Origin of the sequence: Lactobacillus huangpiensis, assembly GCF_019972815.1 — a bacterium.
Lineage (GTDB): Bacteria > Bacillota > Bacilli > Lactobacillales > Lactobacillaceae > Lactobacillus > Lactobacillus huangpiensis.
Window position 1 is genome coordinate 191,669 of the sequence record NZ_BPPA01000002.1, and the last position, 21,641, is coordinate 213,309.

23 protein-coding genes are annotated in these 21,641 nt (G+C 34.6%); 18 read left to right on the plus strand and 5 right to left on the minus strand.

What is annotated here, in order from left to right; all coding sequences use genetic code 11:
• Window positions 1-56: 56 nt before the first annotated feature.
• Entirely contained in the window at window positions 57-704 is a 648-nt protein-coding gene (locus LDM90_RS02810; protein WP_223896415.1) for a hypothetical protein, read from the plus strand.
• Between the two features lie 371 nt (window positions 705-1,075).
• Here LDM90_RS02810 and LDM90_RS02815 read toward each other — a convergent pair whose 3' ends face one another.
• The 3 genes from LDM90_RS02815 to LDM90_RS02825 all read right to left on the minus strand — a co-directional run bounded on the left by LDM90_RS02815 (window position 1,076) and on the right by LDM90_RS02825 (window position 3,815).
• Window positions 1,076-2,110: a linear amide C-N hydrolase gene (locus LDM90_RS02815; RefSeq protein WP_034980376.1), complete on the minus strand. Its 1,035-nt coding sequence runs from the start codon at window positions 2,108-2,110 to the stop codon at window positions 1,076-1,078.
• A gap of 427 nt (window positions 2,111-2,537) precedes the next feature.
• Complete coding sequence (locus LDM90_RS02820; protein WP_223896416.1) at window positions 2,538-3,122, minus strand: DJ-1 family glyoxalase III; 585 nt, start codon at window positions 3,120-3,122, stop codon at window positions 2,538-2,540.
• A gap of 36 nt (window positions 3,123-3,158) precedes the next feature.
• On the minus strand, window positions 3,159-3,815 hold the full coding sequence (locus tag LDM90_RS02825; protein ID WP_223896480.1) for an HAD family hydrolase: 657 nt from the start codon (window positions 3,813-3,815) through the stop codon (window positions 3,159-3,161).
• Between the two features lie 262 nt (window positions 3,816-4,077).
• Here LDM90_RS02825 and LDM90_RS02830 point away from each other — a divergent pair, with 262 nt between their 5' ends.
• The 13 genes from LDM90_RS02830 (at window position 4,078) to LDM90_RS02890 (ending at window position 14,536) form a co-directional block, all read left to right on the plus strand.
• Window positions 4,078-4,356 carry an autorepressor SdpR family transcription factor gene (locus LDM90_RS02830; RefSeq protein WP_034980372.1) on the plus strand — a complete coding sequence of 93 codons (279 nt, stop codon included), beginning with the start codon at window positions 4,078-4,080 and terminating at the stop codon, window positions 4,354-4,356.
• Window positions 4,343-4,978: an SdpI family protein gene (locus LDM90_RS02835; RefSeq protein ID WP_223896417.1), complete on the plus strand. Its 636-nt coding sequence runs from the start codon at window positions 4,343-4,345 to the stop codon at window positions 4,976-4,978. The genes LDM90_RS02830 and LDM90_RS02835 overlap by 14 nt, the downstream gene beginning before the upstream one ends.
• 253 nt (window positions 4,979-5,231) lie before the next feature.
• A complete protein-coding gene (locus tag LDM90_RS02840) occupies window positions 5,232-5,993 on the plus strand; it encodes a sulfite exporter TauE/SafE family protein (protein ID WP_223896418.1) in 762 nt (253 codons plus the stop codon).
• Window positions 5,994-6,026: 33 nt separating this feature from the next.
• On the plus strand, window positions 6,027-6,707 hold the full coding sequence (locus tag LDM90_RS02845) for a histidine phosphatase family protein (RefSeq protein WP_198213097.1): 681 nt from the start codon (window positions 6,027-6,029) through the stop codon (window positions 6,705-6,707).
• A gap of 54 nt (window positions 6,708-6,761) precedes the next feature.
• On the plus strand, window positions 6,762-7,649 hold the full coding sequence (locus LDM90_RS02850; protein ID WP_223896419.1) for a cation diffusion facilitator family transporter: 888 nt from the start codon (window positions 6,762-6,764) through the stop codon (window positions 7,647-7,649).
• A 17-nt stretch (window positions 7,650-7,666) separates the two neighbouring features.
• Window positions 7,667-7,843, plus strand: a complete 177-nt coding sequence (locus LDM90_RS02855; RefSeq protein WP_162833770.1) for a hypothetical protein — start codon at window positions 7,667-7,669, stop codon at window positions 7,841-7,843.
• A gap of 1 nt (window position 7,844) precedes the next feature.
• Window positions 7,845-8,525: a 2,3-bisphosphoglycerate-dependent phosphoglycerate mutase gene (locus tag LDM90_RS02860; RefSeq protein ID WP_223896420.1), complete on the plus strand. Its 681-nt coding sequence runs from the start codon at window positions 7,845-7,847 to the stop codon at window positions 8,523-8,525.
• 84 nt (window positions 8,526-8,609) lie between these two features.
• Window positions 8,610-9,545 (plus strand): AAA family ATPase, encoded by a 936-nt coding sequence (locus LDM90_RS02865; RefSeq protein ID WP_034980362.1) that lies wholly within the window; start codon window positions 8,610-8,612, stop codon window positions 9,543-9,545.
• Between the two features lie 137 nt (window positions 9,546-9,682).
• Window positions 9,683-10,849, plus strand: coding sequence for a galactokinase (locus LDM90_RS02870; RefSeq protein WP_223896421.1), 1,167 nt, complete (start codon window positions 9,683-9,685; stop codon window positions 10,847-10,849).
• 13 nt (window positions 10,850-10,862) lie between these two features.
• Complete coding sequence (galT, locus tag LDM90_RS02875) at window positions 10,863-12,341, plus strand: UDP-glucose--hexose-1-phosphate uridylyltransferase (RefSeq protein WP_223896422.1); 1,479 nt, start codon at window positions 10,863-10,865, stop codon at window positions 12,339-12,341.
• A gap of 171 nt (window positions 12,342-12,512) precedes the next feature.
• A complete protein-coding gene (locus LDM90_RS02880; RefSeq protein ID WP_223896423.1) occupies window positions 12,513-13,340 on the plus strand; it encodes a hypothetical protein in 828 nt (275 codons plus the stop codon).
• Complete coding sequence (locus LDM90_RS02885) at window positions 13,295-13,927, plus strand: hypothetical protein (RefSeq protein WP_223898671.1); 633 nt, start codon at window positions 13,295-13,297, stop codon at window positions 13,925-13,927. The genes LDM90_RS02880 and LDM90_RS02885 overlap by 46 nt, the downstream gene beginning before the upstream one ends.
• A 9-nt stretch (window positions 13,928-13,936) precedes the next feature.
• Entirely contained in the window at window positions 13,937-14,536 is a 600-nt protein-coding gene (locus LDM90_RS02890) for an ABC transporter ATP-binding protein (RefSeq protein ID WP_223896425.1), read from the plus strand.
• 97 nt (window positions 14,537-14,633) lie between these two features.
• Here the strand turns inward: LDM90_RS02890 and pepC are convergent, their stop codons facing one another.
• Both pepC and LDM90_RS02900 read right to left on the minus strand, forming a co-directional pair.
• The gene (pepC, locus tag LDM90_RS02895; RefSeq protein ID WP_034980352.1) at window positions 14,634-15,980 is read right to left on the minus strand and encodes an aminopeptidase C; all 1,347 of its coding nucleotides are present in this window, start codon (window positions 15,978-15,980) and stop codon (window positions 14,634-14,636) included.
• A gap of 128 nt (window positions 15,981-16,108) precedes the next feature.
• Entirely contained in the window at window positions 16,109-16,423 is a 315-nt protein-coding gene (locus LDM90_RS02900; RefSeq protein WP_223896426.1) for a hypothetical protein, read from the minus strand.
• A gap of 108 nt (window positions 16,424-16,531) precedes the next feature.
• Between LDM90_RS02900 and LDM90_RS02905 the strand changes: the two genes are divergently transcribed.
• The 4 genes from LDM90_RS02905 (at window position 16,532) to cysS (ending at window position 21,640) form a co-directional block, all read left to right on the plus strand.
• Window positions 16,532-17,083, plus strand: coding sequence for a dCTP deaminase/dUTPase family protein (locus tag LDM90_RS02905; RefSeq protein WP_034980349.1), 552 nt, complete (start codon window positions 16,532-16,534; stop codon window positions 17,081-17,083).
• Window positions 17,084-18,460, plus strand: coding sequence for a DNA repair protein RadA (gene radA / locus LDM90_RS02910; protein WP_223896432.1), 1,377 nt, complete (start codon window positions 17,084-17,086; stop codon window positions 18,458-18,460). It abuts the gene before it with no gap.
• 74 nt (window positions 18,461-18,534) lie between these two features.
• Window positions 18,535-20,034: a glutamate--tRNA ligase gene (gene gltX, locus LDM90_RS02915; RefSeq protein ID WP_223896434.1), complete on the plus strand. Its 1,500-nt coding sequence runs from the start codon at window positions 18,535-18,537 to the stop codon at window positions 20,032-20,034.
• A 175-nt stretch (window positions 20,035-20,209) separates the two neighbouring features.
• Entirely contained in the window at window positions 20,210-21,640 is a 1,431-nt protein-coding gene (cysS, locus tag LDM90_RS02920) for a cysteine--tRNA ligase (protein WP_223896435.1), read from the plus strand.
• The last annotated feature ends 1 nt before the right edge of the window (window position 21,641 follow it).

A 21,641-nucleotide genomic window follows, 5' to 3' on the forward strand; every position in this document is an offset into this window, starting at 1 on the left:
ATAAAGTTACAATTTTGTTACAAAATATTATTATAGTTTATTTTTGAGGTTAAAAAATGAAACACAAGTATTTTAGAACAATTTTATGTTCTGCAGCCATCCTTTTTTCTTTTACAACATTAACCACTTTAACCGTGACCAAAGCAGAAAGTACTGATACTGCTAAGCCAGCAGCAGTTAGTCCTGCAACCGACCCGGGTATGACCGTTACGCTTGCTAAACGGTTTTCTAAAGAAGGTTACGTATTTAAATTAGCTAGGAATGCTACTGTTTATCACGAAGTTAATGATTTCATTAGTCATACTTCTAAGCCGTTTGGCAAAAGCTGGGTTAAGAAAATGGCAGATAAAAATATAAAATTTAAGATTACTGAATTTGGTACCGGAAGGGTTGAATTGGTCGCTCACATAGTTGATCAAAGTGGCAAAAATCAAGGCTGGGTTACCTTCTTTAATGGCGATCTTTATAACATAAATGCTAAGAGAAAAGCTTTACAGCCACTGATCAAAGCCGAGTTAAAAGTCATGGATTCACAGTTTGAAGGCAAAAAGCCGTCACTAATTCAAACTAAAAATGAGGCTAAAAAGCTACACGGTCAAAACAAAAAAATCGCCAATAAATCAATAAAGGAAATAAAAGACTGGTTTGCTTATAAAGGTGATTTATCGTTTACACAATATCCGTCACTATTAGTTGGAAAATAGTTTATTTTACTTTTTATACCAAATATATATTCATGAATAAAAGGACTTTGCTTTAATAAAGAATATTTTTAATTACCTACTTAAGAAATTGAGCGTTGGTTTTTGAATTTATATATTTAACCGGAAATGTGTCTATGCCGAAATGCTTTGATATTAGTAATAACTATGTTTACAACCTAAACCAATTTTAGCTAAATTTTTAGGAAAAATATTTCTTTTCAGTTCTTCTCAAGAAAAGAGATTGGCAATATAAGAAAAGTAAATGACTTAAGTAAGAAAGAAAAACTGAACCGTCCGAAACTTGAAAAATAAGAAAACCGCGTCAATTACTATATTGATGCGGTTTTTGTTTCTATCTTTTAAGTTTAACTTTAAACTAAAGTTTTTTGTCTTTTGGTTTCCAAAACTTTAAAGTCATGTTGAATAGGCTGGGTAATTTTAGTCGTTGTAGCGGGATCCAGAACAAATTTTGTCATTGTTGGGCAATCCTCTGGTTGAATATATAAACTTCTGCTTGAAACATCATATCCTGCCCAGTAACCTGAATAATCACATTTGTCTTCACCTTCGTGAAGATGCTCTAATCCCCGTGGAATCATGACCGATTTGAATACATTATATAGTTGAGGAATCCCCTGATCTGAATGGAATGGTGCTAAAAATTTAGAAATAAATGTTCCACGAACAAAACGTGATGGAGCAGTATAGTCACCAGGTAATCCTAATAATCCAGAACCACTTTCAATTTGTTTAATGTCTAGCTGATCGCTTATTTGGTGATGACCCAAATTGTGATTGGTTAAATGTAAGTAATTACGCAAATTGTCAAGGTGCCAAGGATATTCTGGACTGTTGGTCATAACGCCAATACCATCATATATTTTAAAGGCCCCATTATTAACCGGCTCCAAAATAACGCTTTTGCCACTTGGATCACAGAAAGTGTAATGCATTGGAATTGGAGTAGGGATGCCAGTGTCTGCATTTTCCCAATCAGGATAATTGGTTTTTTCTTGGCCAAGATGCTTAAAAGCTTCTTTTATTTCAGCGATACTGCCAAAATTACTTAAAACATATGCAACAACTTCTTCGCCAATTATAGGTTTTAATCCTCGCTTTTTAAGACTTTCTACTGTATCCCAAGAAGCCTCTTCTAAGAATTGTGCATCACCAACTATACCTGCACTATTTATACCATCATTAAAAAAAAGTGAATCATTGACGTTGATACCCATAAACGGATATTTGGTCGTCCAGCTTTGGTGCAAACCCTTTAATTCATAGTTTGCAGGAAAAGTAGTCATTTTGCTATCCGCACTAGGTTTAAAGGGATCAAATGTAAAGTCCATAGTCCGTCCCCAAAATACGTCACCACTATCAGATTTAATTGCAATAGTTGTACACATGCTTAATACCTCCCATTATTTGTTTTCCCCTTTTAAGGGTAATTTAATTTTATCATATTTTTAAAATACCTCTTAAAAAAATATTTTGTAAATAAGAAGTACTAGTTCATAGGTGTTTAGCAGTAAAAAAATAAATTAATGCCAATTTCCTGCTACAAAAAATTGTTATCTTAATGTTAATTACTGTCACTTAATAAATATTCGAAAGAATAAATTGACTAAGACTAATGTTAAATTTACTTATTTAATTGTTATAGTCAATTTTTTAACTCAAATTTTGCGGGACAAGCTACCGCAACTCATTTTTGATAGGTGGTTCAGGAATTATTTTACTTTTGATGTTATCTAAAGTTATGAATAAGTTAAAAATCTATCGTAATAAAAAAAGTGAAGTTTAAAACTTCACCTTTTCGTGTCAGAGAAAAATTTACAAACTATCTTGAATATTGTCGGCTAGATAATTGTATAACATGCCCGCCTTTAGATCCTTAGTGTCAATTCCCAGCGCTTCTGCAATTGCATATGCAAATGCCCAAGCAGTTGCCGGACCGCGACTAGTAATGACTTTATGTTCATCATCAGTTACAGTGATATTTTCCTTGAAGTGACCACTTGGTGCATCTTTTTCGGTTTGTTTTTCAAACCCGGGATAACATGTATAATCAGCGTCAGCTATAACGCCATAACGGGCGAGAGCAATAGGGGCAGCACACATTGCGGCATCCCACTTGCCAGCGTTATGCCGTTTTATCATTAGATCTGCCAGTTTTTCATTATCACGTAAATTTTCTGCTCCCGTTGTACCACCTGGAAGAGCTACTACGTCATAATCCAATAGACTATCAGCAACAGTTTTATCACAAGTAAGTTTGATATTGTGTGCACCATTTACCGTTGTACTAGTAAGCCCAATCATATCAGCTTGAATACCTAAGCGCCGTAATACATCAATAACGCATAAACCTTCAACTTCTTCACAACCATCGGCAAAAATCACAGCTACTTTTTTCATTTGTTTTACCTCACAATTCTTTTACTTTATTATAAACTAGCTTAATTCTAGGTAAAATAATAAATCAGTTAATTTATTTAAATGTAAAGTTGGACGTGGACTAATTGGCATTTTTGCTTTCTTGGGCGCTAGCCAAAGAGAATCCAGGTTAGCATTTTCGGCACCCTGAATTTCATCGACTAAGTTTGTCCCAATTACAAGACAAGTGGCTGGCGTCAGATTCTGCTGCTGCAATATTGTTGTCAAAACCTTCTTATTTGGAAACTTACATGCAAAATCGTCTTTAAAATAAACTGCGGAAAAATAATTTATTAGTTCTGTATTTTGCATGCGGGATGAAGCCACATCTTTTTTCTCTTTTGTCAGCAAAACCAAGTTAACTTTGTTTTTCACCTCATCTAAAAAGGGCACTACATCTTTATTTAACTGATCTTGTTTTTGCAACTGGTTATAAAAAGTGCCTTTCGCAGAAATCCAGTCATTTATAAAGAATTCCTGCAAAGTTAATTTAATGCGCTCATCAAATCCTAGTAATTTAATCTTTTCTTGTAATGAATTATATTGTATGCGCTCAGCTGGACCATATTCTCTGCCAGTTAATTTCAAAGTTTGCCTAAGTGCATTTTGTTCTGCAACTTTTTCGTTTAATAAGCTTCCTTCAAGAATAAAAATTAAAGTTTCATATTTTGCCAAGTGTACTTTTCCTTTCATTAACTAACCCTCTGCATTATAACGATTAGCTAACCCAAATTAAAGACAAATATTCATGAACACGTTTTTACTCATAATTTTCTGAGTTCTCACAAAGCCACCTATGTTGTTTTATTATTTTTACTATAGTTCAAGAAATTGTAATTAATATGTTAAAAATTATTGTGTTTTACGAAAATTGTGATACTATTTAGACAAATATCTAATTAGATATTTATCTAAATAGAAAGGAAAAGAAACTAATGTGAGTTTTGAGTCTAGTTTTAAGGCCTTGTCAGATCCAGTGCGCCGCAAAATATTGCAGCTTTTAAAAAATGGACCGATGTCGGCAGGGGATATTGCTAATCATTTTAATATGACTAAAGCTACTATTTCATACCATCTTAATATGCTGAAAAAGGCTGATTTAATTGAAGAGGAACACGAAAAAAACTTTATTTATTATTCGCTAAATACTTCTATTATAGAAGAAATTATGGGTTGGCTTGTTGATCTGAAAGGAGATCATGATGAAAAAGAATAGTATTCGTCAAACAGAATTAATCTCGCTTCTGCTAATCTTATTTCCAATTTTGACCGGAGCATTTTTATATAATCGTTTGCCGCAAAAAATGGCCACACACTTTGGGATGACTGATATGCCAAATGCTTTTAGCAATAAATTATGGGTCATTATTGGTCTGCCTTTTTTGGGAATTATCCTTCAAGTAATGGTATTTTTGATCTTACGCAATCAAAAAGAAACCAAAAATCTTGATTTTAAGATAGTTAATATTACGCTTTGGCTTGTTCCTGTTATTACTAATATCGTAAATCTGTCACTTTATGCTTATGCACTGGGTCATAAAGTAAAAGGCTCCTTTGTGCTTAGTGCTTTTTTGGGACTGTTCTTTATTATTTTTGGTAATTATCTGCCTAAAGTTAGTCCCAATCATGTCGTTGGTATTAAATTACCATGGACTTTGAATAATACGGAAAATTGGCGTAAAACACACAGATTTGCCGGATGGATCTTTTTTATCAGCGGCATTGTTCTGTTTCTAACTTCTTATTGGGAAATGTATTGGATGGTTATATCCGTAACTATTATAGTTATTTTACTTCCAACTTGTTACTCATATCTGTTGAGTAAGAAAGGATATTAAGTAACTTAAGAAACTGAGAGATGAATTTAAAACAAAATATTTATTTTAGAGAAGAATTAGCTTTATTATCGACTAAAGTTAATTCTTTTTTTGTGCAAAAACTATAATGTTTCAGTAATTATTATTTAGAGACTAATTTGTTAAATCAAACTTCATTATTAAATAGACAATTGGTCAGAATTAAAATACCTGCTTAAATTATTTTTCAAGAGCATTATAATAGAAATTAACTTTTAAAAGGGAGTTAATTTGAATGGCATCTATTTTTTCACTGATTTTTATATTAATAGGGGGCATAGCCAGCGGTTTGTTGTCGTCAGTGGCTTCAATGGCTTCTCTTGCTTCATATCCGGTATTACTAGCAGTTGGTATTCCACCGGTTTATGCCAATGTCACAAATGATGCCGCCTTGATTTGGACTAGTATTGGTTCGACTATTTCTTCAACAAAGGAGCTTAAGGGTCATTGGCACCAAGTGGCCTTTTACTCTATATTTATTATTGTAGGTTCTTTAATTGGATGTCGTTTATTGTTAGCTTTTCCATCTAGTGTTTTTGAAAAAGTGGTACCAATTTTTATTGCTGGCTCTGGTGTTATGGTAATTGTTTCAGGTAAGCATCATAGTTTAGAACCGCATAAAAGACCACTTTGGCAGGAAATTTTTTATATTGCTGCATTATTAGTGATGGGTGTTTACACCGGTTATTTTGGAGCCGCCGGTGGTGTAATTGTGCTAGTTTTATTAACTTATATTACTGATGAAAAGTTTATAGTTGTCAATGCAATTAAAAACGTCATCTGTGGACTGGCGAATCTTGTTGCTCTAATAGTTTTTATTTTTACTTCTCGAATATACTGGATGCAGGCAATTCCTCTTGCTATTGGGATGTTTATTGGCGGTTATTTAGGAATGGATATTTTGCGTAAAGTTCCTGCTAAATATGTGCGTATCTTTATTGCAGCACTAGCATTTATTCAGGCTGGGTATTTCTTTTATAAGGCATATATGTTATAGTTTAAAGCACGTTAAATGAAAGGAGAATGCAAATTGGCAACAGAAATTTATATTGTCCGTCATGGCGAAACAATGTTTAACCAGTTAAACAAAGTTCAGGGATGGTGTGATTCTCCGCTGACAGTCAAGGGCATTAATGACCTAAAGGTAACTGCAAATGCCTTGAGCCAAGTTCATTTTGACAACATGTATTCTTCTGATTTGAAGCGCGCGATTGATACGGTTCACTTAATGAAGGACGCTAACCAGGTTTCAGAAATTGGAAAGATTAAAAAATTGCCTGAGTTTCGGGAAGTGTTTTTTGGTTCTTTCGAAGGTGATGATATAGAGGAAACCTGGAATGAAGTTGCACTGGCAGCAGGAGTTGGTCCGCAAACAGATGTAACCAAAATTATCAATCAGGTTGGAATTTATGAATTTCGTGAGGCTACAAAAAAGGCCGATCCGCGACATTTGGCAGAGAATAAGAAAGAGCTGGATGAACGGATGGTAAGGGCGATTGACGTTCTCCATGAGCTGACTAAAAATGAAAAAAGAGTTTTAATAGTTTCTCATGGCGATTTTATCAAAACCTTAGCCATTAAGTATTGGAACCAGAGTGATGGTCTCCATGATATTATTTTTCCTAATAACGGTAGTGTCACTCGGGGAATTCTTCGTGATAACGGTAACTTTGAAATTGTAGATTATAATGTAAATGCTGAAGATATGTAAAGTCCTGCTTAAAAGTAGGGCTTTTTTTATCTTTATTGCTTGAAAGGAAAAAATATGAAAGATCATACTACAAAAAAATTTGCCTATGTAACTGCACTTAATGTTGTTATTACAGTTGCAGAATTTATTGGTGGTTTCGTATCAGGTTCTTTATCTTTATTATCTGATGCGGTACACAATCTTAGCGATGTCGGTGCAATAATTATTTCGTTTGTGGCACATATCATTAGCAATAGACGCAGTAATAAGCGAAAAACTTTTGGCTATGACAGGGCTGAAACTTTGGCTGCCTTTACCAACGGTATTATTCTAATTTTAATTAGTATTGTTTTATTTGTGGAAGCTATTGAAAGATTTTGGAAACCAACAAAAATCAGTGGCGGCATAATGCTAATTGTTGCAATTATTGGTTTGATTTCAAATGTAGTTTCAATGTTGGTAATGCATCAAGGTGGACAGCAAAATCTAAATGTGCGATCCACTTTTATGCATATGCTAAGTGATGCTCTTTCCAGCGTAGCAGTTGTAATTGGTGCAATTTTTATTTATTATTGGAACATTAGCTGGATTGATCCGGTGATGACTTTATTAGTGTCGGTCTTCGTTTTTCACGAAGCTTGTGAAATAACAGAAAAGGCAGCAAATGTGCTAATGGAATCTAATCCTGACATCGATCTGGATGAAGTTAATAAGATAGTTTTATCTTTTCCTGAAATAAAAAATATTCATCATGTACATGTGTGGCGTTATAGCGATCGTTATGTCATGCTTGATGCACACGTCAATGTTGATGCTGATTTAACAGCTGGTAAATTTGAATTTTTAACGCAACAAATTAGTGCAAAATTACAAAAATTAGGAATTAACCATATTAATTTTCAAGCAGAATGTGAACGAGGAAAAAATGATAAAATGATTGTAAATGATCGTAATCAAGAGTAATCAGGAGAAAATTAAGGTTGAAAGTTAGTATTTTTACTGCCGTTATTGTTTTAATAGTAGGCTTATATGATATTGCTTATGCTTATAATAGACGCTATCGTAATCATAATCACGGAGTAACTCCTTTTATGATATTGGGAATCATTTTTACAATTAGCGGCTTAGCTTTAATAATTATGCATTGGGTGAGATAAAATGGTCAAATTAGTGCTTTTAAGACACGGTGAAAGTACCGCTAATAAAGCCAATGTCTACACGGGTTGGAATGATGTTGCCCTAACTGATAAGGGTCGAAAGCAGGCTGAAAAAGCTGGCAATTTGATTAAGAGTATTACCGATTTTCACCCTACTCATATTCACACATCGGTATTAATGAGGGCAATTATTACAGCTAATATAGTTGCAGATATTTGTAATTTTTTATATTTGCCCATTACTAAAACTTGGCGTTTGAATGAAAGGCACTATGGCAATTTACGGGGCATGAATAAAGACGAATCGCGTAAAATTTTTGGTAAAGAACAAGTGCTGGAGTGGCGGCGTGGATTCTATGCGATTCCACCTGAAGGTAAAAAAGTAACATCCAGACGTTATGCTAATTTTGATCCACACTTTTTGCCGCGAAGTGAAAGTCTTTACCAAACACAAAAGCGAGTTATGCCTTATTACTATGACAATGTAGCTAGCAGATTAAAAAAAGGGGAAGATCAATTAATCGTTGCTCATGGTTCCAGTTTACGAGCATTAATTAAAGAATTAGAAAGTATTGATGATCAAGAAATTATTAATCTTGAAGTTCCAAATGCACAGCCAATAGTTTATATATTTGATCAGCAAATGAATATTGTTGACAAAAAGATTTTACGTTGCTTTTAGTTCTTAGTAAGGTTTTCTACAAATGTATGTTAAAATCTATTACGATATCATTTAAAATTTACATTCTTAGTTTGGAGTAGAGGCATGCGTAAAATATTTTTATTACGAGGCGCACCCGGCTCCGGTAAATCTTCATTTATTTCTCGTCATCACTTACAGCCATATGCAATTAGTCGTGATCAAATTAGATTGTTGCTGGCGAATTTAACCTATTATTATGAAGAAGATACCGATTGCTTACATCAAGTAATTCCGCGTTATGCAAATGAGCAAACGGAAAAAGTGGTGGATTACCTCGTTGAAGAAAAAATGAAACGTGGCGAAACGGTTATTGTAGATAGTACGCATATCTTTGCGGAGAATATTGAGCATTATCAACCATGGGTCGAACGTTATCGCTATGAATTGTTTGTTGTCGATTTAATGTACCATAAGAGTTTGCGTAGTTTATTAAATCGCAATGAAGTTCGCAGACAATATGATTGGGTAAAGCCTAATGTAATTAGGGAAATGTTTTTATCTTATCAAGATAATCTGGATGTGCCGGAATGGGCTCACGTTATTAATCCCAATCAATTAGGAAGAGCACTTTCACAAAAAGAAAGCAATTTGGATCATTTTGCTCATGTGATTGCAATTCCTGACCATGTGACTGAAGAAAATTTTCCTCATGTACATATTTCGAATTTCTATTTTTCATTTAATGATTTATTTACTGAAAAGTATGGCACCTACCGCAATGTAGTTACAATTGGGAAAACCAAAGAAGAGGTTGTTAACGACTTTCGGTTGCCATTTTTTGTTTTTAAATTTCATCACAAACATTTTTTAATTTCGGCTTTTCCGATTCGAAATGAAATGCTTGATCCGATTAAAAAAGTTAAAAGTGTGTGGTCATATTCTACGGGACTGGCTAATCCGGCTGATTTTTTAGAGCCATTTCCGCAAAGTCACCCGGAACACGTACATCAATTTAATTTATGCAAGTTGCATCCAGATAGACTATTACATATTTGGTAATAACTATAAAAAGAGTTTCATTCTTATGAAACTCTTTTAGTTTTCTTATGCTTTTTATTGCCATTGCTGATAATAAAAAAAGAAGTATAATATGATTATTGACTTTTGATAGCGCTTTTAAAAAGGAACAGATAAAAATGAAAATCAACGAAATTAGGACAGAATTTGCTAATATTTATCATGAAAATCCAACTAGGTGTTACTTTTCTCCTGGGAGAATAAATTTAATTGGTGAGCATACTGACTATAATGGTGGCCATGTTTTCCCTTGTGCAATTTCTTTAGGAATCTATGGTGCAGCTAGTCCCCGAACTGATGAAAAGTTTTGTTTTTATTCTGCTAATTTTGAAAAAATGGGAGTAGTTGAAATTGATTTACATCAGATAAAATTTGTAAAGGAAGATTCTTGGACAAACTATGCTAAAGGAATGCTTCACTTTATGCTTGAAAATGGTGCAAGAATTGATCATGGTCTTAACATTTATATTAATGGCAATATTCCTGATGGAGCAGGTTTATCCTCTTCTGCTGCATTAGAAATGTTAATTGGCATTTTATTGCAGGATCAATTTCACCTGTCTTTTGCTAAATTGGAAATTGTTAAAATGGGAGTTAAGACCGAAAATGAATTTATTGGTGTTAACTCGGGCATTATGGATCAATATGCTGTAGCAATGAGTAAAAAGGATCATGCCATTTTGCTTGATACTGAAAAGGTGGAGTCTGAGCTGGTACCCCTTGACTTGAAAGATAATGTTATCGTTATTATGAACACTAACAAGAAGCGAACCTTAGCGGACTCAAAATACAATGAGCGCAGAGCAGAATGTGAAAAGGGATTGCAATTTTTGCAACAAAAGCTTTCAATCCAGTCTTTAGGTGAATTAAATAATCTGATGTTTGATGAAAACAGCTATTTGTTGCCTAGTGAAAATTTGCTTAAACGCTGTCGACATGCTGTTTGGGAAAATGAGCGCACATTAAATGCTAAAAAGGCACTCGTAAATGGAAATCTAATCGAATTTGGCCAGTTAATGAATGCCTCACATATTTCTTTAGAATACGATTATGAAGTTACTGGTAAAGAACTCGATACTTTAGTTCATACAGCTTGGAAGCAACATGGTGTCTTAGGTGCGAGAATGACTGGTGCCGGTTTTGGCGGTTGCGCCATTGCATTAGTTGCAAAAAACAAGGTTGCTGCTTTTAAAAAGAATGTTGCAGATACCTATCAAAAACAAATAGGCTATTTGCCCTCGTTTTATATTGCAGAAACAGCTGATGGCACAAAAGTACTAAAATGATCGGAAAGTTAAGATGAGTGAAAATAATTTAGTTGAGAAATTTATTACACTAATAATTGCACAAAGCGAATTCACAGAATTAGATCGGATATACTTACGCAATAGAATATTGGCTCTTGTTGGCGATGATGCAAGAAAAGTTAAAACTAACAAAAAAGATCTTTTAGACCTTAAAGACGAATTGGTTAAAGTTGCTCAAATAACAGGTAAATGCGCTAAAGCTAATTCAGCGGAAGACATTTTAGGTGCACAGCTGTTAAATTTCATTGTGCCTAGACCTAGTATAGTGAACCAGAAATTTTGGAGTACTTATAAAGAATCACCCCAAAAAGCGATAGCTAATTTTTATCTTTTGAGTAAAAACAGCGATTATATCAAGACTCGAGCTATTGCAAAAAACATTTATTTTGTTGCTGAAAGCGAGTATGGCGATCTTGAAATTACAATTAATCTTTCCAAGCCGGAGAAGGATCCAAAGGATATTGCAGCTGCTAAAAATAATCCGGCTGTCTCTTATCCGCAATGTCAATTGTGCATGGAAAATGAAGGTTATTTGGGTCAAGTAAATTATCCCGCTCGCACAAATCACCGTATCATTCGTTTTGAGTTGGGAAATGAAACTTGGGGTTTTCAATATTCACCATACGCCTATTTTAATGAACACTGTATTTTCTTGTCACCAAAACATGAAAAGATGGTAATCAATGAACAGACTTTTGCTAATTTACTGGAAATAGTTAACAAATTTCCTGGTTACTTTGTTGGTAGCAATGCGGATTTGCCGATTGTAGGTGGTTCAATCTTGTCTCACGAACATTACCAGGGTGGAAAGCATCGCTTTCCTATGGAAAAAGCACCAGTGGTAAAAACACTTAATTTTAGTGGATTTAATGATGTAGAAGCAGGTATTGTTAAGTGGCCCATGTCAGTTATCCGGCTAAGAAGTCAAAATCAAAAAAGTTTGGTAAAACTAGCAGATAAAATTTTTACAATTTGGCAAAGTTATAGTGATGAAAAAGTTGCTGTTAGAGCGTTTACTGCTAATATGCCTCATCATACAATAACTCCAATTGCTCGTTTACATGGTCAAATTTATGAACTTGATTTAGTTCTCAGAGATAATCAGACATCGGCTAAGTATCCTGATGGTATTTTCCACCCTCACTCTGATGTGCAGCATATTAAAAAAGAAAATATCGGTTTAATTGAAGTAATGGGATTAGCAATTTTTCCACCGCGATTGAAACCTGAATTACTTGAGGTAAAAAAGTTTTTGCTTGACCAGCCTAACAATATTGCACAAATGCATCTTGACTGGGCTAAGAAAATTAAAAGAAAGTATGAAATAACCAATGAAAATACAGATCAGATTTTGCAAAAGGAATTGGGTCTCATTTTTGCTCGTGTCTTAGAAGATGCAGGAGTTTTCAAGCAAACCGCTGATGGCAAAGCAGCCTTTATGCGTTTTGTTAAGGAGGTCGGGCTAAATTAAATTTCGGATTTTGTTTAAAGGATCCATATGAGCGAAAAGCAAAAATAAGACATTTCCAATAAAAATTAGGTTAATTTTTTGTAACTCTCTTTTTTAGCACACCATTTATTTGATAATTGATGTTATACCTGATATAGTATTCAAAGATATATTAATATGAGGATGGTGCCAATGCTAAGCCGAACCAAAAAATTTATTCTGATTATTTTAATTATTTATCTTCTCTTAACTACCTGGCAAATTGTCTTGGCTTTTAAAGATGGGGCTGGATTAATACCATTAAACGGCAAAGCGGTTGACATTTCTGTTATGCTTTTCTTTTCCATTCAGCCGAATGGCTGGAATGAAAATATCATAAATTTAGTTATGATGTTAGCATTCGTTCCCACTTTTGGAGCTGGTCTCCTAATCTATTGTAAAAATAATAATATGTTCGGTGCTGTTCAACAAAGAATTGGCTATCATGATTTTATAAAAGGTGGAATTATTAATTCCTTTATTGTTGGATTTCTATTTTCTTTGATGACTAATCTCTACCAGTTAGCATTGATTAGAGTATTTTATTATCCATTTTTCTTTAAAATTAGACCCAGAAAATTGTATATTGGTGTCAGACCAGGATATTTTTCTACTAACCAACTGATCGATTTATGTTCGTATGTTATATTAGCTGCTGTTGGTTGGGGTATTTTTGCTGTTTTTATTTTCAGCATTGGTCTTTTTGTAACAAAAAATAGTATTTATCTAATCTTAGGTCCGTGCGTGGGTTTAGGTTTGACTTTATTGTCAGTCTTAATGTCCATGGGCAATAAATTTTTGCTTTTTGTCTCGTATTCGTGGTTTCCATTTGCTGTACTTGCACCGGGTCAGTTTGCGTTAGCCTCGCGTTTGCCACCGATTAATTCATATTTACTTTTTATGACGGTGGCACTGATTTATCTTTTATTTGCTGCTTGCCTGATTCAACTTTGGCGGAAGAAAAAAAGAAGGCTGGGCTGATTATGCGTTTAAAGCGAATACAACGCAAGCTTGTTTTAACCGGTTTTCTCATATTTTTTATAGGATTAACAGGTAGCATTATCCTGATAAAAACAGGTTTGCCAGAAACTATGGAATTGCCAAATGAATACCTCAATTTTCATTTGGTATCTTTATATTTGCAACCAGCGATCTTCTTGTTACTTTATAAACAGATACTTACTTTTCGCAACATTAATGTGTTTATAACGGTAAGAAGAAAGAGAAGGTGGATGATATTTCATTTAATAGTACTGGCTGCAATTTATTGCTTATTATTTGTATTAGGATTATTTGTACCTTATTTTTTAACTGGTTACCCTTTATTTAAATTTGGCAACCCTATTTTGGGCACTGAACTCATAATACTGCATGTATTTGTTTTTTTACTTCTACTTTGGTTGCTAGTCGGAGGCTACAACTGGCATAGGCCATACTTATTATTGTTTATAGTCATAATTATAGATTTAATTTACCATTACTATATAGAGAAAAATATTTTGATTAGTTATAGTCCTTTGTATGACGAATTATATAGGGCTATTCATGAAATTTATGGTGGCTTTTAAGGAGAAATAATGTTAGAGCTTAAGCAAATAAAAAAATCTTTCGGTCAGAAGCTGGTTTTAAAAAACGTATCTTTGCTAGCTAAGCCAGGAGAACTGATTCATATCTCTGGTATTAATGGTTCTGGAAAGTCCACTATTTTTAAAATTATTACCGGTTTATTAGAGGCAGACAGTGGTGAAATTAGGCTGGATAAAAATGATATTGTTGGGGCACTAATTGAAAATCCTGATTTTTTAGAATATGAATCGGCAATGACCAATCTTCATTTTCTGGCTAATCTTAATAAACGGTTTAATGAAAAAGAAGTCAGAGGATTACTAAGATATTTTATGCTTGATCCAGATGATCCAGAACCTATTGCTAAGTACTCTGTTGGCATGAGACAAAAGGTTGGTATCATTCAAGCTGTGATGGAAAACCAAAATATCATTTTGCTGGATGAACCAGCTCGTGGAATTGATCAGGAGAGTATTAGCTTATTTGTAACCATGTTGAAAAAATTAAAACAGCAAAATAAAATCGTTGTAGTTGCCAGCCATGATCAAATTAATGAACTTAAATATGATCGTCGATTCATATTGCATCATGGAATACTGCAAGACGAATAAAATAGCTTTAAATATTTGTTCAAACTAATAAAAACAGCATTGAGAAAATTCCTCAATGCTGTTTTATATTTTAACTAATTTTATATAACTAATAATTTTACTTAAATGCTAATGCGCCCATTGGATCCCAAGGTAATAATTGAATTGGGTCTTTAGCACCTTCATCAAAAGCTTTCTTTAAGTCATCAGGCAAGAATTTCTTGTTGATAACTGCTTGGTAAACAAAACTGTCAAACCAGGAATCGCTCATTACAAAGTAACCTTTAAAGCCAGGCTTTTCTCCCCAAGAGTTTTCAATCTTCCATTTAGTAGGCTTGTCATCAACTAAGTCAACACCAGTGATAACCATAGCGTGATCCATCATACTTTCACTGGAATCAAGCATATCTGCTTTTGACATTGAAAAGTCAACGTCAAATAGCTCATCGCGCTTGTAAATATCTGTATCTAGCAAACCAAGTTGTCTTTCTGAATCTTTACCAACATTTGAACCAAACCAAACAACTTCTCCAGCTTTAAGTTGTTTAATAATCAAATCTTTCATTTCAGAAATTTTGACGTTAAGATGGCGAACTTGCCGACCACCAACAACATTACCCAAGTACTCAACGGAAAAAACTTTATGATATGGTTTATCATCTGTAGGTGAATTAATGATTGAAACGTGATCTTCCAAATTCATGCCTACGAATTTATCAAAGAACTCCTTAGGCGTAATTCCTGCTTCACGGTGATAATTACCATCATCATCTTTATATTCAAAGTCAAATTTCTTTGGCGGAACTCCTAATGAAATAGCCAAAATGCGGAAGACTTCGTTTAAAAAGTCATTCTTGCGTTGCTCAACTTCATCTTCTGACTTGCCGGCGTTAACTAAATTGCGTAATTCTAAGCCATCTTTACGCAAAAGGGTATTCAAAGTATCATTTAAAGCACTTGAATTATTGGAATTAGCTGTTTCTGGATAAACTGACTTAGGTACGATTCCATATTTCTCTACTAGACCACAAAGCATGTCCCATTGACCACCGTCTTGTTGTGGTGTAGCAAACAAGAAGCTAACTTTACGGTCACCGAGTGGTTTCTTGGCTGAAGCAATCACATTTTCAAAGAAAAAGTTTGATTTTTCAAATTTATCCCAGAAATTAGTGTAATTTTGTGATAATTCAAAATCCTTAATCTTATATTCCTTTTGGATTGGGTGGCGCATAGTATTCAATGCAGAGAACATCCAGCAACGACCGGACTGCTTTTGATCAGCAGGCTTGCCTGTATCAATTTCTACTGAAAAGGTTGGTGTTAAATCAATCTTAGATTGCAAGTTTTGACTAGCTTTATAGATGCCATTTTCTTGGGCGGCATGACTCGCAATATTAATACCAGAGTGATTCGCTAAATCTTTTGTGAAATCATCAATGGCTGCACTTGTAATTTCTTTTGTCATATTAAATAGATCCTCCTTAAACAAATTAATACTATTTTAGCTTATCCGACTGAAGTAGTCTATCTCTGAAAATTTAATTATTGTTAAAAAAGTATTTGTTTTTACCTTACTTATTTAATCTTTCAATACTAAATAGAACCGTTTTTTGGACTTGGTTTGTGATACCAAATTGATTCAAAATCTGGATGCTCATTAAAGTAATTAATAACTAAAGGATCAAGTGGCCAAACGGGCAGATGAGATTTTTGAGCAATAAACATTACTATTTTCATTTGATCATGTAAAATCTTTTTGCTATTCATTTTGGGATTGACGAAGAAGTGATTCATAATCCAAACTGTAGCATCTTTACGCTCAATTTTGTCCATTGTCCAACTATAAACCATTTCCCCATTATCATCGTCTTCGCGAAAAAATTGGTGGGGATCATCTACATTAAACATTTATTCTCCCTTCAAAAGTAAAAATTTTACGTACCTAATTATATAAGATTTCAGATAATGTCTGCAATTTAATGTAAAATAGTGTTTAAAAGTTTTAAAGGAGATAACATGGAAAAGATTCGGGGCTTTGAGATTGTATCTAAATATAAAAATAAAAATGTTACTTTACCAAGAAGACAAACGATTGCTAGTGCAGGCTATGACTTAGCTGCAGCAAAAGATGTATTAATTCCAAGTATTTGGAGGCTTAATTTTGTCCGTATTTTTAGGCTGATCCGTAATGGTCATCAACTATACGAACAAGATTATGAAATGGCTGAACATGTCCTTAAACCTTTTTTAATTCCCACAGGAGTGAAAGCATATATGCCTGAGGACGAGGTATTATTGCTGGCAAATCGGTCATCAAATACTTTTAAAAGAAACCTTGCACTTCCAAATGGGGTTGGTGTCATTGATTCCGATTATTATAATAATGATGCCAATGAAGGCGAGATCTTTGTTCAATTAATTAACTATGGGGTGAGACCTATTCAGATTCATCAAGGTGACCGAATCGGTCAGGGGATTTTTATTCATTATTTAAAAACTGATAATGATGTGCCTATTGACAGACAAAGAATAAATGGCTTTGGTTCAACAAACAAGAAGGGAAGCTAAATGGCAAAACTAAAAACAAAGTATAAATGTCGTTCTTGTGGTTACATTTCTGCTAGTTATTTAGGGCGCTGTCCCAATTGCGGAGCTTGGAATCAGTTTGAAAAAGAAACTGAAGCAGTGCAAAACCGTTCAACTAAAGGCAGTCCCAGCAGGCTTATCAAGAAAACTGGAATTAGTGAACCGGTTAAATTGGAAAATGTTAAAGCAGAAAAAGAAGAACGTGTACAAACCAGTATGGAAGAGCTTAACAGAGTTTTAGGAGGGGGTATTGTTCCAGGTTCATTAGTCTTGATTGGAGGAGACCCTGGCATTGGCAAATCAACTTTAATGTTGCAAATCATGAGCGAATTGGCTAATCAATATAAAGTGCTGTATGTTTCGGGGGAAGAATCAGCCAATCAGATTAAGCTCCGGGCTGACCGTTTAGGACTGCCAGCTAATGATATGATGCTTTATCCAGAAACAGACATGGAAGACATTAGCCAACAAATTTCCGACTTAGAGCCGGATTTTGTTGTCATTGACTCAATTCAGACAATGAATGAACCAAGCTTAGACTCAATGACAGGATCAGCTTCACAGGTAAGAGAAGTTACTAGTGAACTAATGAAAATTGCCAAAATGGATGCTATTACCGTTTTTGTTATTGGCCATGTTACAAAAGAAGGTGCGATTGCCGGTCCCAAAATACTAGAGCACATGGTAGATACTGTTCTTTATTTTGAGGGTGATGAACACCATGCCTACCGTATTTTACATTCTGTGAAAAACAGATTTGGCGCTGCCAATGAAATAGGCATGTTTGAAATGGTTAATAAAGGTTTAAAAGAAGTTACTAATCCTTCAGCTATATTTTTAGATGAACGTCTGCCAAAATCAACTGGATCGGCAATTGTTGTCTCTCTTGAAGGAACAAGACCTATTTTGGCAGAAATTCAGGCTTTGGTTACGCCTACGGCTTTTGGTTATGCCAAAAGAACTACTTCGGGCATTGATTATAATCGGGCGGGATTATTGCTGGCTGTTCTAGAAAAACGAGGCAACTTGATGTTGCAAAATCAGGATGTATATTTAACTGCTACTGGTGGAATTCGACTGAACGAACCAGCAGTTGACCTAGCCGTTGTCATGGCTATCGCATCAAGTTATAAAAATCAGGAAATTTTGCCAACTGATTGTTTTGTTGGTGAAGTTGGTTTAACTGGTGAGGTACGACGTGTTAATCAAATAGATGCACGAATTAAAGAAGCTGCTAAAACTGGGTTTAAGCGTATTTTTATCCCGAAACACAATATGCGTGCAAGTCTAAAGAACGCTGGAATTGAAGTTATCCCCGTTTCAAGTATACCGCAAGCCTTAAAACTAGTTTTAGGCTAACGAACATTGAACTTTTTTTCTATTACGCGTAAACTTAAATTGTTTATATTTACTTTTTGAAAGAGGCATGAATTTTGGCTAAACAAAAAATTCGGGTAAGATATGCCCCAAGTCCAACAGGGCACTTACATATTGGAAATGCACGAACTGCGCTATTTAATTATTTATTTGCGCGTCATAATAAAGGAACTTTTGTCTTAAGAATTGAGGATACTGACCAGAAGCGTAATGTTGAAGGCGGTTCAGAGTCGCAAATGGAAAACTTGCACTGGCTTGGTATTGATTGGGATGAAGGTCCTGACAAGGGTGGCGATTATGGTCCATATCGTCAATCTGAACGAAAAGACATCTATAATAAATACATTAAGCAGCTGGTTGATGAGGGTAAAGCTTATTACTCTTATAAAACTGAGGAAGAATTAGAAGAACAACGTGAAGAACAACGTGCAATGGGCATTGCACCTCACTACACGTATGAATATGAGGGAATGACAGCAGATGAAATTGCTGAAAAGCAAAAGCAGGCAAAGGCAAAGGGCTTAAAACCGGTTGTTCGTATTCATATTCCTGAAATGGAAACATATTCTTGGGATGATATTGTCAAGGGGCATCTTAGTTTTGAGTCTGATACCATCGGTGGTGATTTTGTCATTCAAAAGCGCGATGGCATGCCTACTTACAACTTTGCAGTGGTAATTGATGATCACCTGATGAAAATTACTCACGTTTTGCGTGGAGATGATCACGTTTCAAACACGCCTAAACAATTAGCAGTTTATGAGGCTCTTGGCTGGGAGCCGCCAAAATTTGGTCACATGACTTTAATTATTAATTCTGAAACTGGTAAAAAACTTTCAAAGCGTGATGAATCTGTTTTACAATTCATTGAGCAATACAGAGACCTTGGCTATCTGCCTGATGCAATGTTTAACTTTATTACATTATTAGGCTGGTCTCCAGTTGGCGAAAGCGAGATTTTCAGCCAACGTGAGTTAATTAAGCAATTTGATCCGGCAAGATTATCTAATTCTCCTGCTGCTTTTGATCAGAAGAAATTGGAGTGGATTAACAACCAGTATATTAAAAAGGCTGATCGTGATACTCTTTTAGACTTGGCACTTAATAATTTGCAAGAAGCAGGTTTGGTTGAAAAAGATCCAAATCCGGAAAAAATGGAGTGGGTCAGACAGTTAGTTAACATCTATTCTGTTCAAATGTCATATACAAAGCAGATCGTTGACCTGGCAAAAATTTTCTTTAATGCTCCTAAAGACTTAAGTGAAAAAGAAATTGAAGAAATTCGTAAAGATGACGCTAGACCGGTAATTGAAGAATTTAAGAAGCAAATTGATTTGATTCCACGGTTTACTGCTCCTCAAATAATGAATGCTGTACAAGCAACTCGTAAGGCAACAGGAATTAAAGGTAGACGTTTATTCATGCCAATTAGAATTGCTACTACCAGATCAATGGTGGGACCAGGAATTGGTGAAGCTATGGAGCTTTTAGGCAAAAAGCGTGTGTTAGAGCATTTAGATTTAACTCTCAAGCAAATGAGTGAAAACGGCTTATAGTTATCAAAACAGCGTATTATTCTATTATTGAATGGGAGAAATACGCTGTTTTAACTTTCAGTTAGGCAAAACCTGATTATCGCAAAAAACAAGATTGTAAACTTTTGGTTGAAAAAAATTGATTAAAGTTTCTGGTAAAATAAGATATAGAATGTAGAAAGGTCAGTTAGCCACAGTGAAAATTTACAACACTTTAACTAATACTAAAGAAGAATTTAAGCCGATAAACCCAGGTCAGGTAACAATGTATGTTTGTGGACCAACTGTATATAATTATATTCACATTGGTAATGCCAGGAGCGTTATTGCTTTTGACACCATTAGGCGCTATTTAGAATTTCGCGATTTTAGGGTAAATTTTGTGTCCAATTTTACTGACGTAGACGATAAAATGATCGCTGAGGCTAAAGCTGAAAATGTTACTGTACCTGAATTAGCTGAGCGTTACATTAAAGCATATCGTGAAGATATTGCAGCTTTAAACGTTAAGCCGGCAACTAAAAATCCCCGTGCAACTCACGAAGTCAACGAAATTATTAAATTTATCCAAAAACTGATTTCTAAGGGTTATGCTTATGAGTCAGATGGTGATGTTTATTATCGTACCAGAAAATTTAAAAATTATGGTGCTCTTAGCAGCCAAAATCTTGCAGAGCTTGAAGAGGGTGCTTCTGAACATGTTAATGAAGAAGAACAAAAACGTAAAGAGGACCCAATAGATTTTGCTTTATGGAAAAAGCAAAAGGAACCTGATGAAATAGCTTGGGCTTCTCCTTGGGGCAAGGGCCGTCCCGGTTGGCATATTGAATGTTCAGTAATGGCTACAAAATATTTAGGTGAAACAATTGATATTCATGGTGGTGGTCAAGATTTGGAATTTCCTCATCATGAAAATGAAATTGCTCAAAGTGAAGCAGCAACTGGTAAACCCTTTGTTCACTATTGGATGCATAATGGTTTTGTTACAGTTGGAGCAGATGCAGAAAAAATGTCCAAGTCATTGCATAACTTTGTGACTGTACATGATTTATTGCAAAAAGTTGATCCACAAGTGTTGCGCTTCTTTATGGCCAGTGTTCAATATAGAAAACAAATTAATTATTCGACTGATAATTTAAAACAAGCACAAATTATTTTGCAGAGGTTTAAGAATACTCTTAACAATCTTGAATATCGACTAAAAGATGAAACAGATAGTGAAAAGTCAGAAATTTTAGACAATAAAATTCAAGAGACACAGCATAAATTTATTAATGCTATGGACGATGACTTTAATGTTCAGAATGCTTTAACTGCCATTTACGATTTATTACCGGAAATTAATGCTAATATTAATGCCGAAAATGCTGATAAAGATGCTCTTGACCATTCTGCAGAATTATTGACGAAATGGTTAGCTATTTTTGGAATAGATGTTCAAAAATTAGTTAATGCTAATAATAAAAGCGACGACAAAAAGGTCCAAGAGCTCATTAAAAAGCGCGAGCAAGCGCGTCAAAACAAGGACTGGGCACAAAGCGATGCGTTGCGGGATGAACTTAAGCAAATGGGCATTACAGTTGAAGATACACCACAAGGAACAAGGTGGCTACGTGAATCAAACTAAA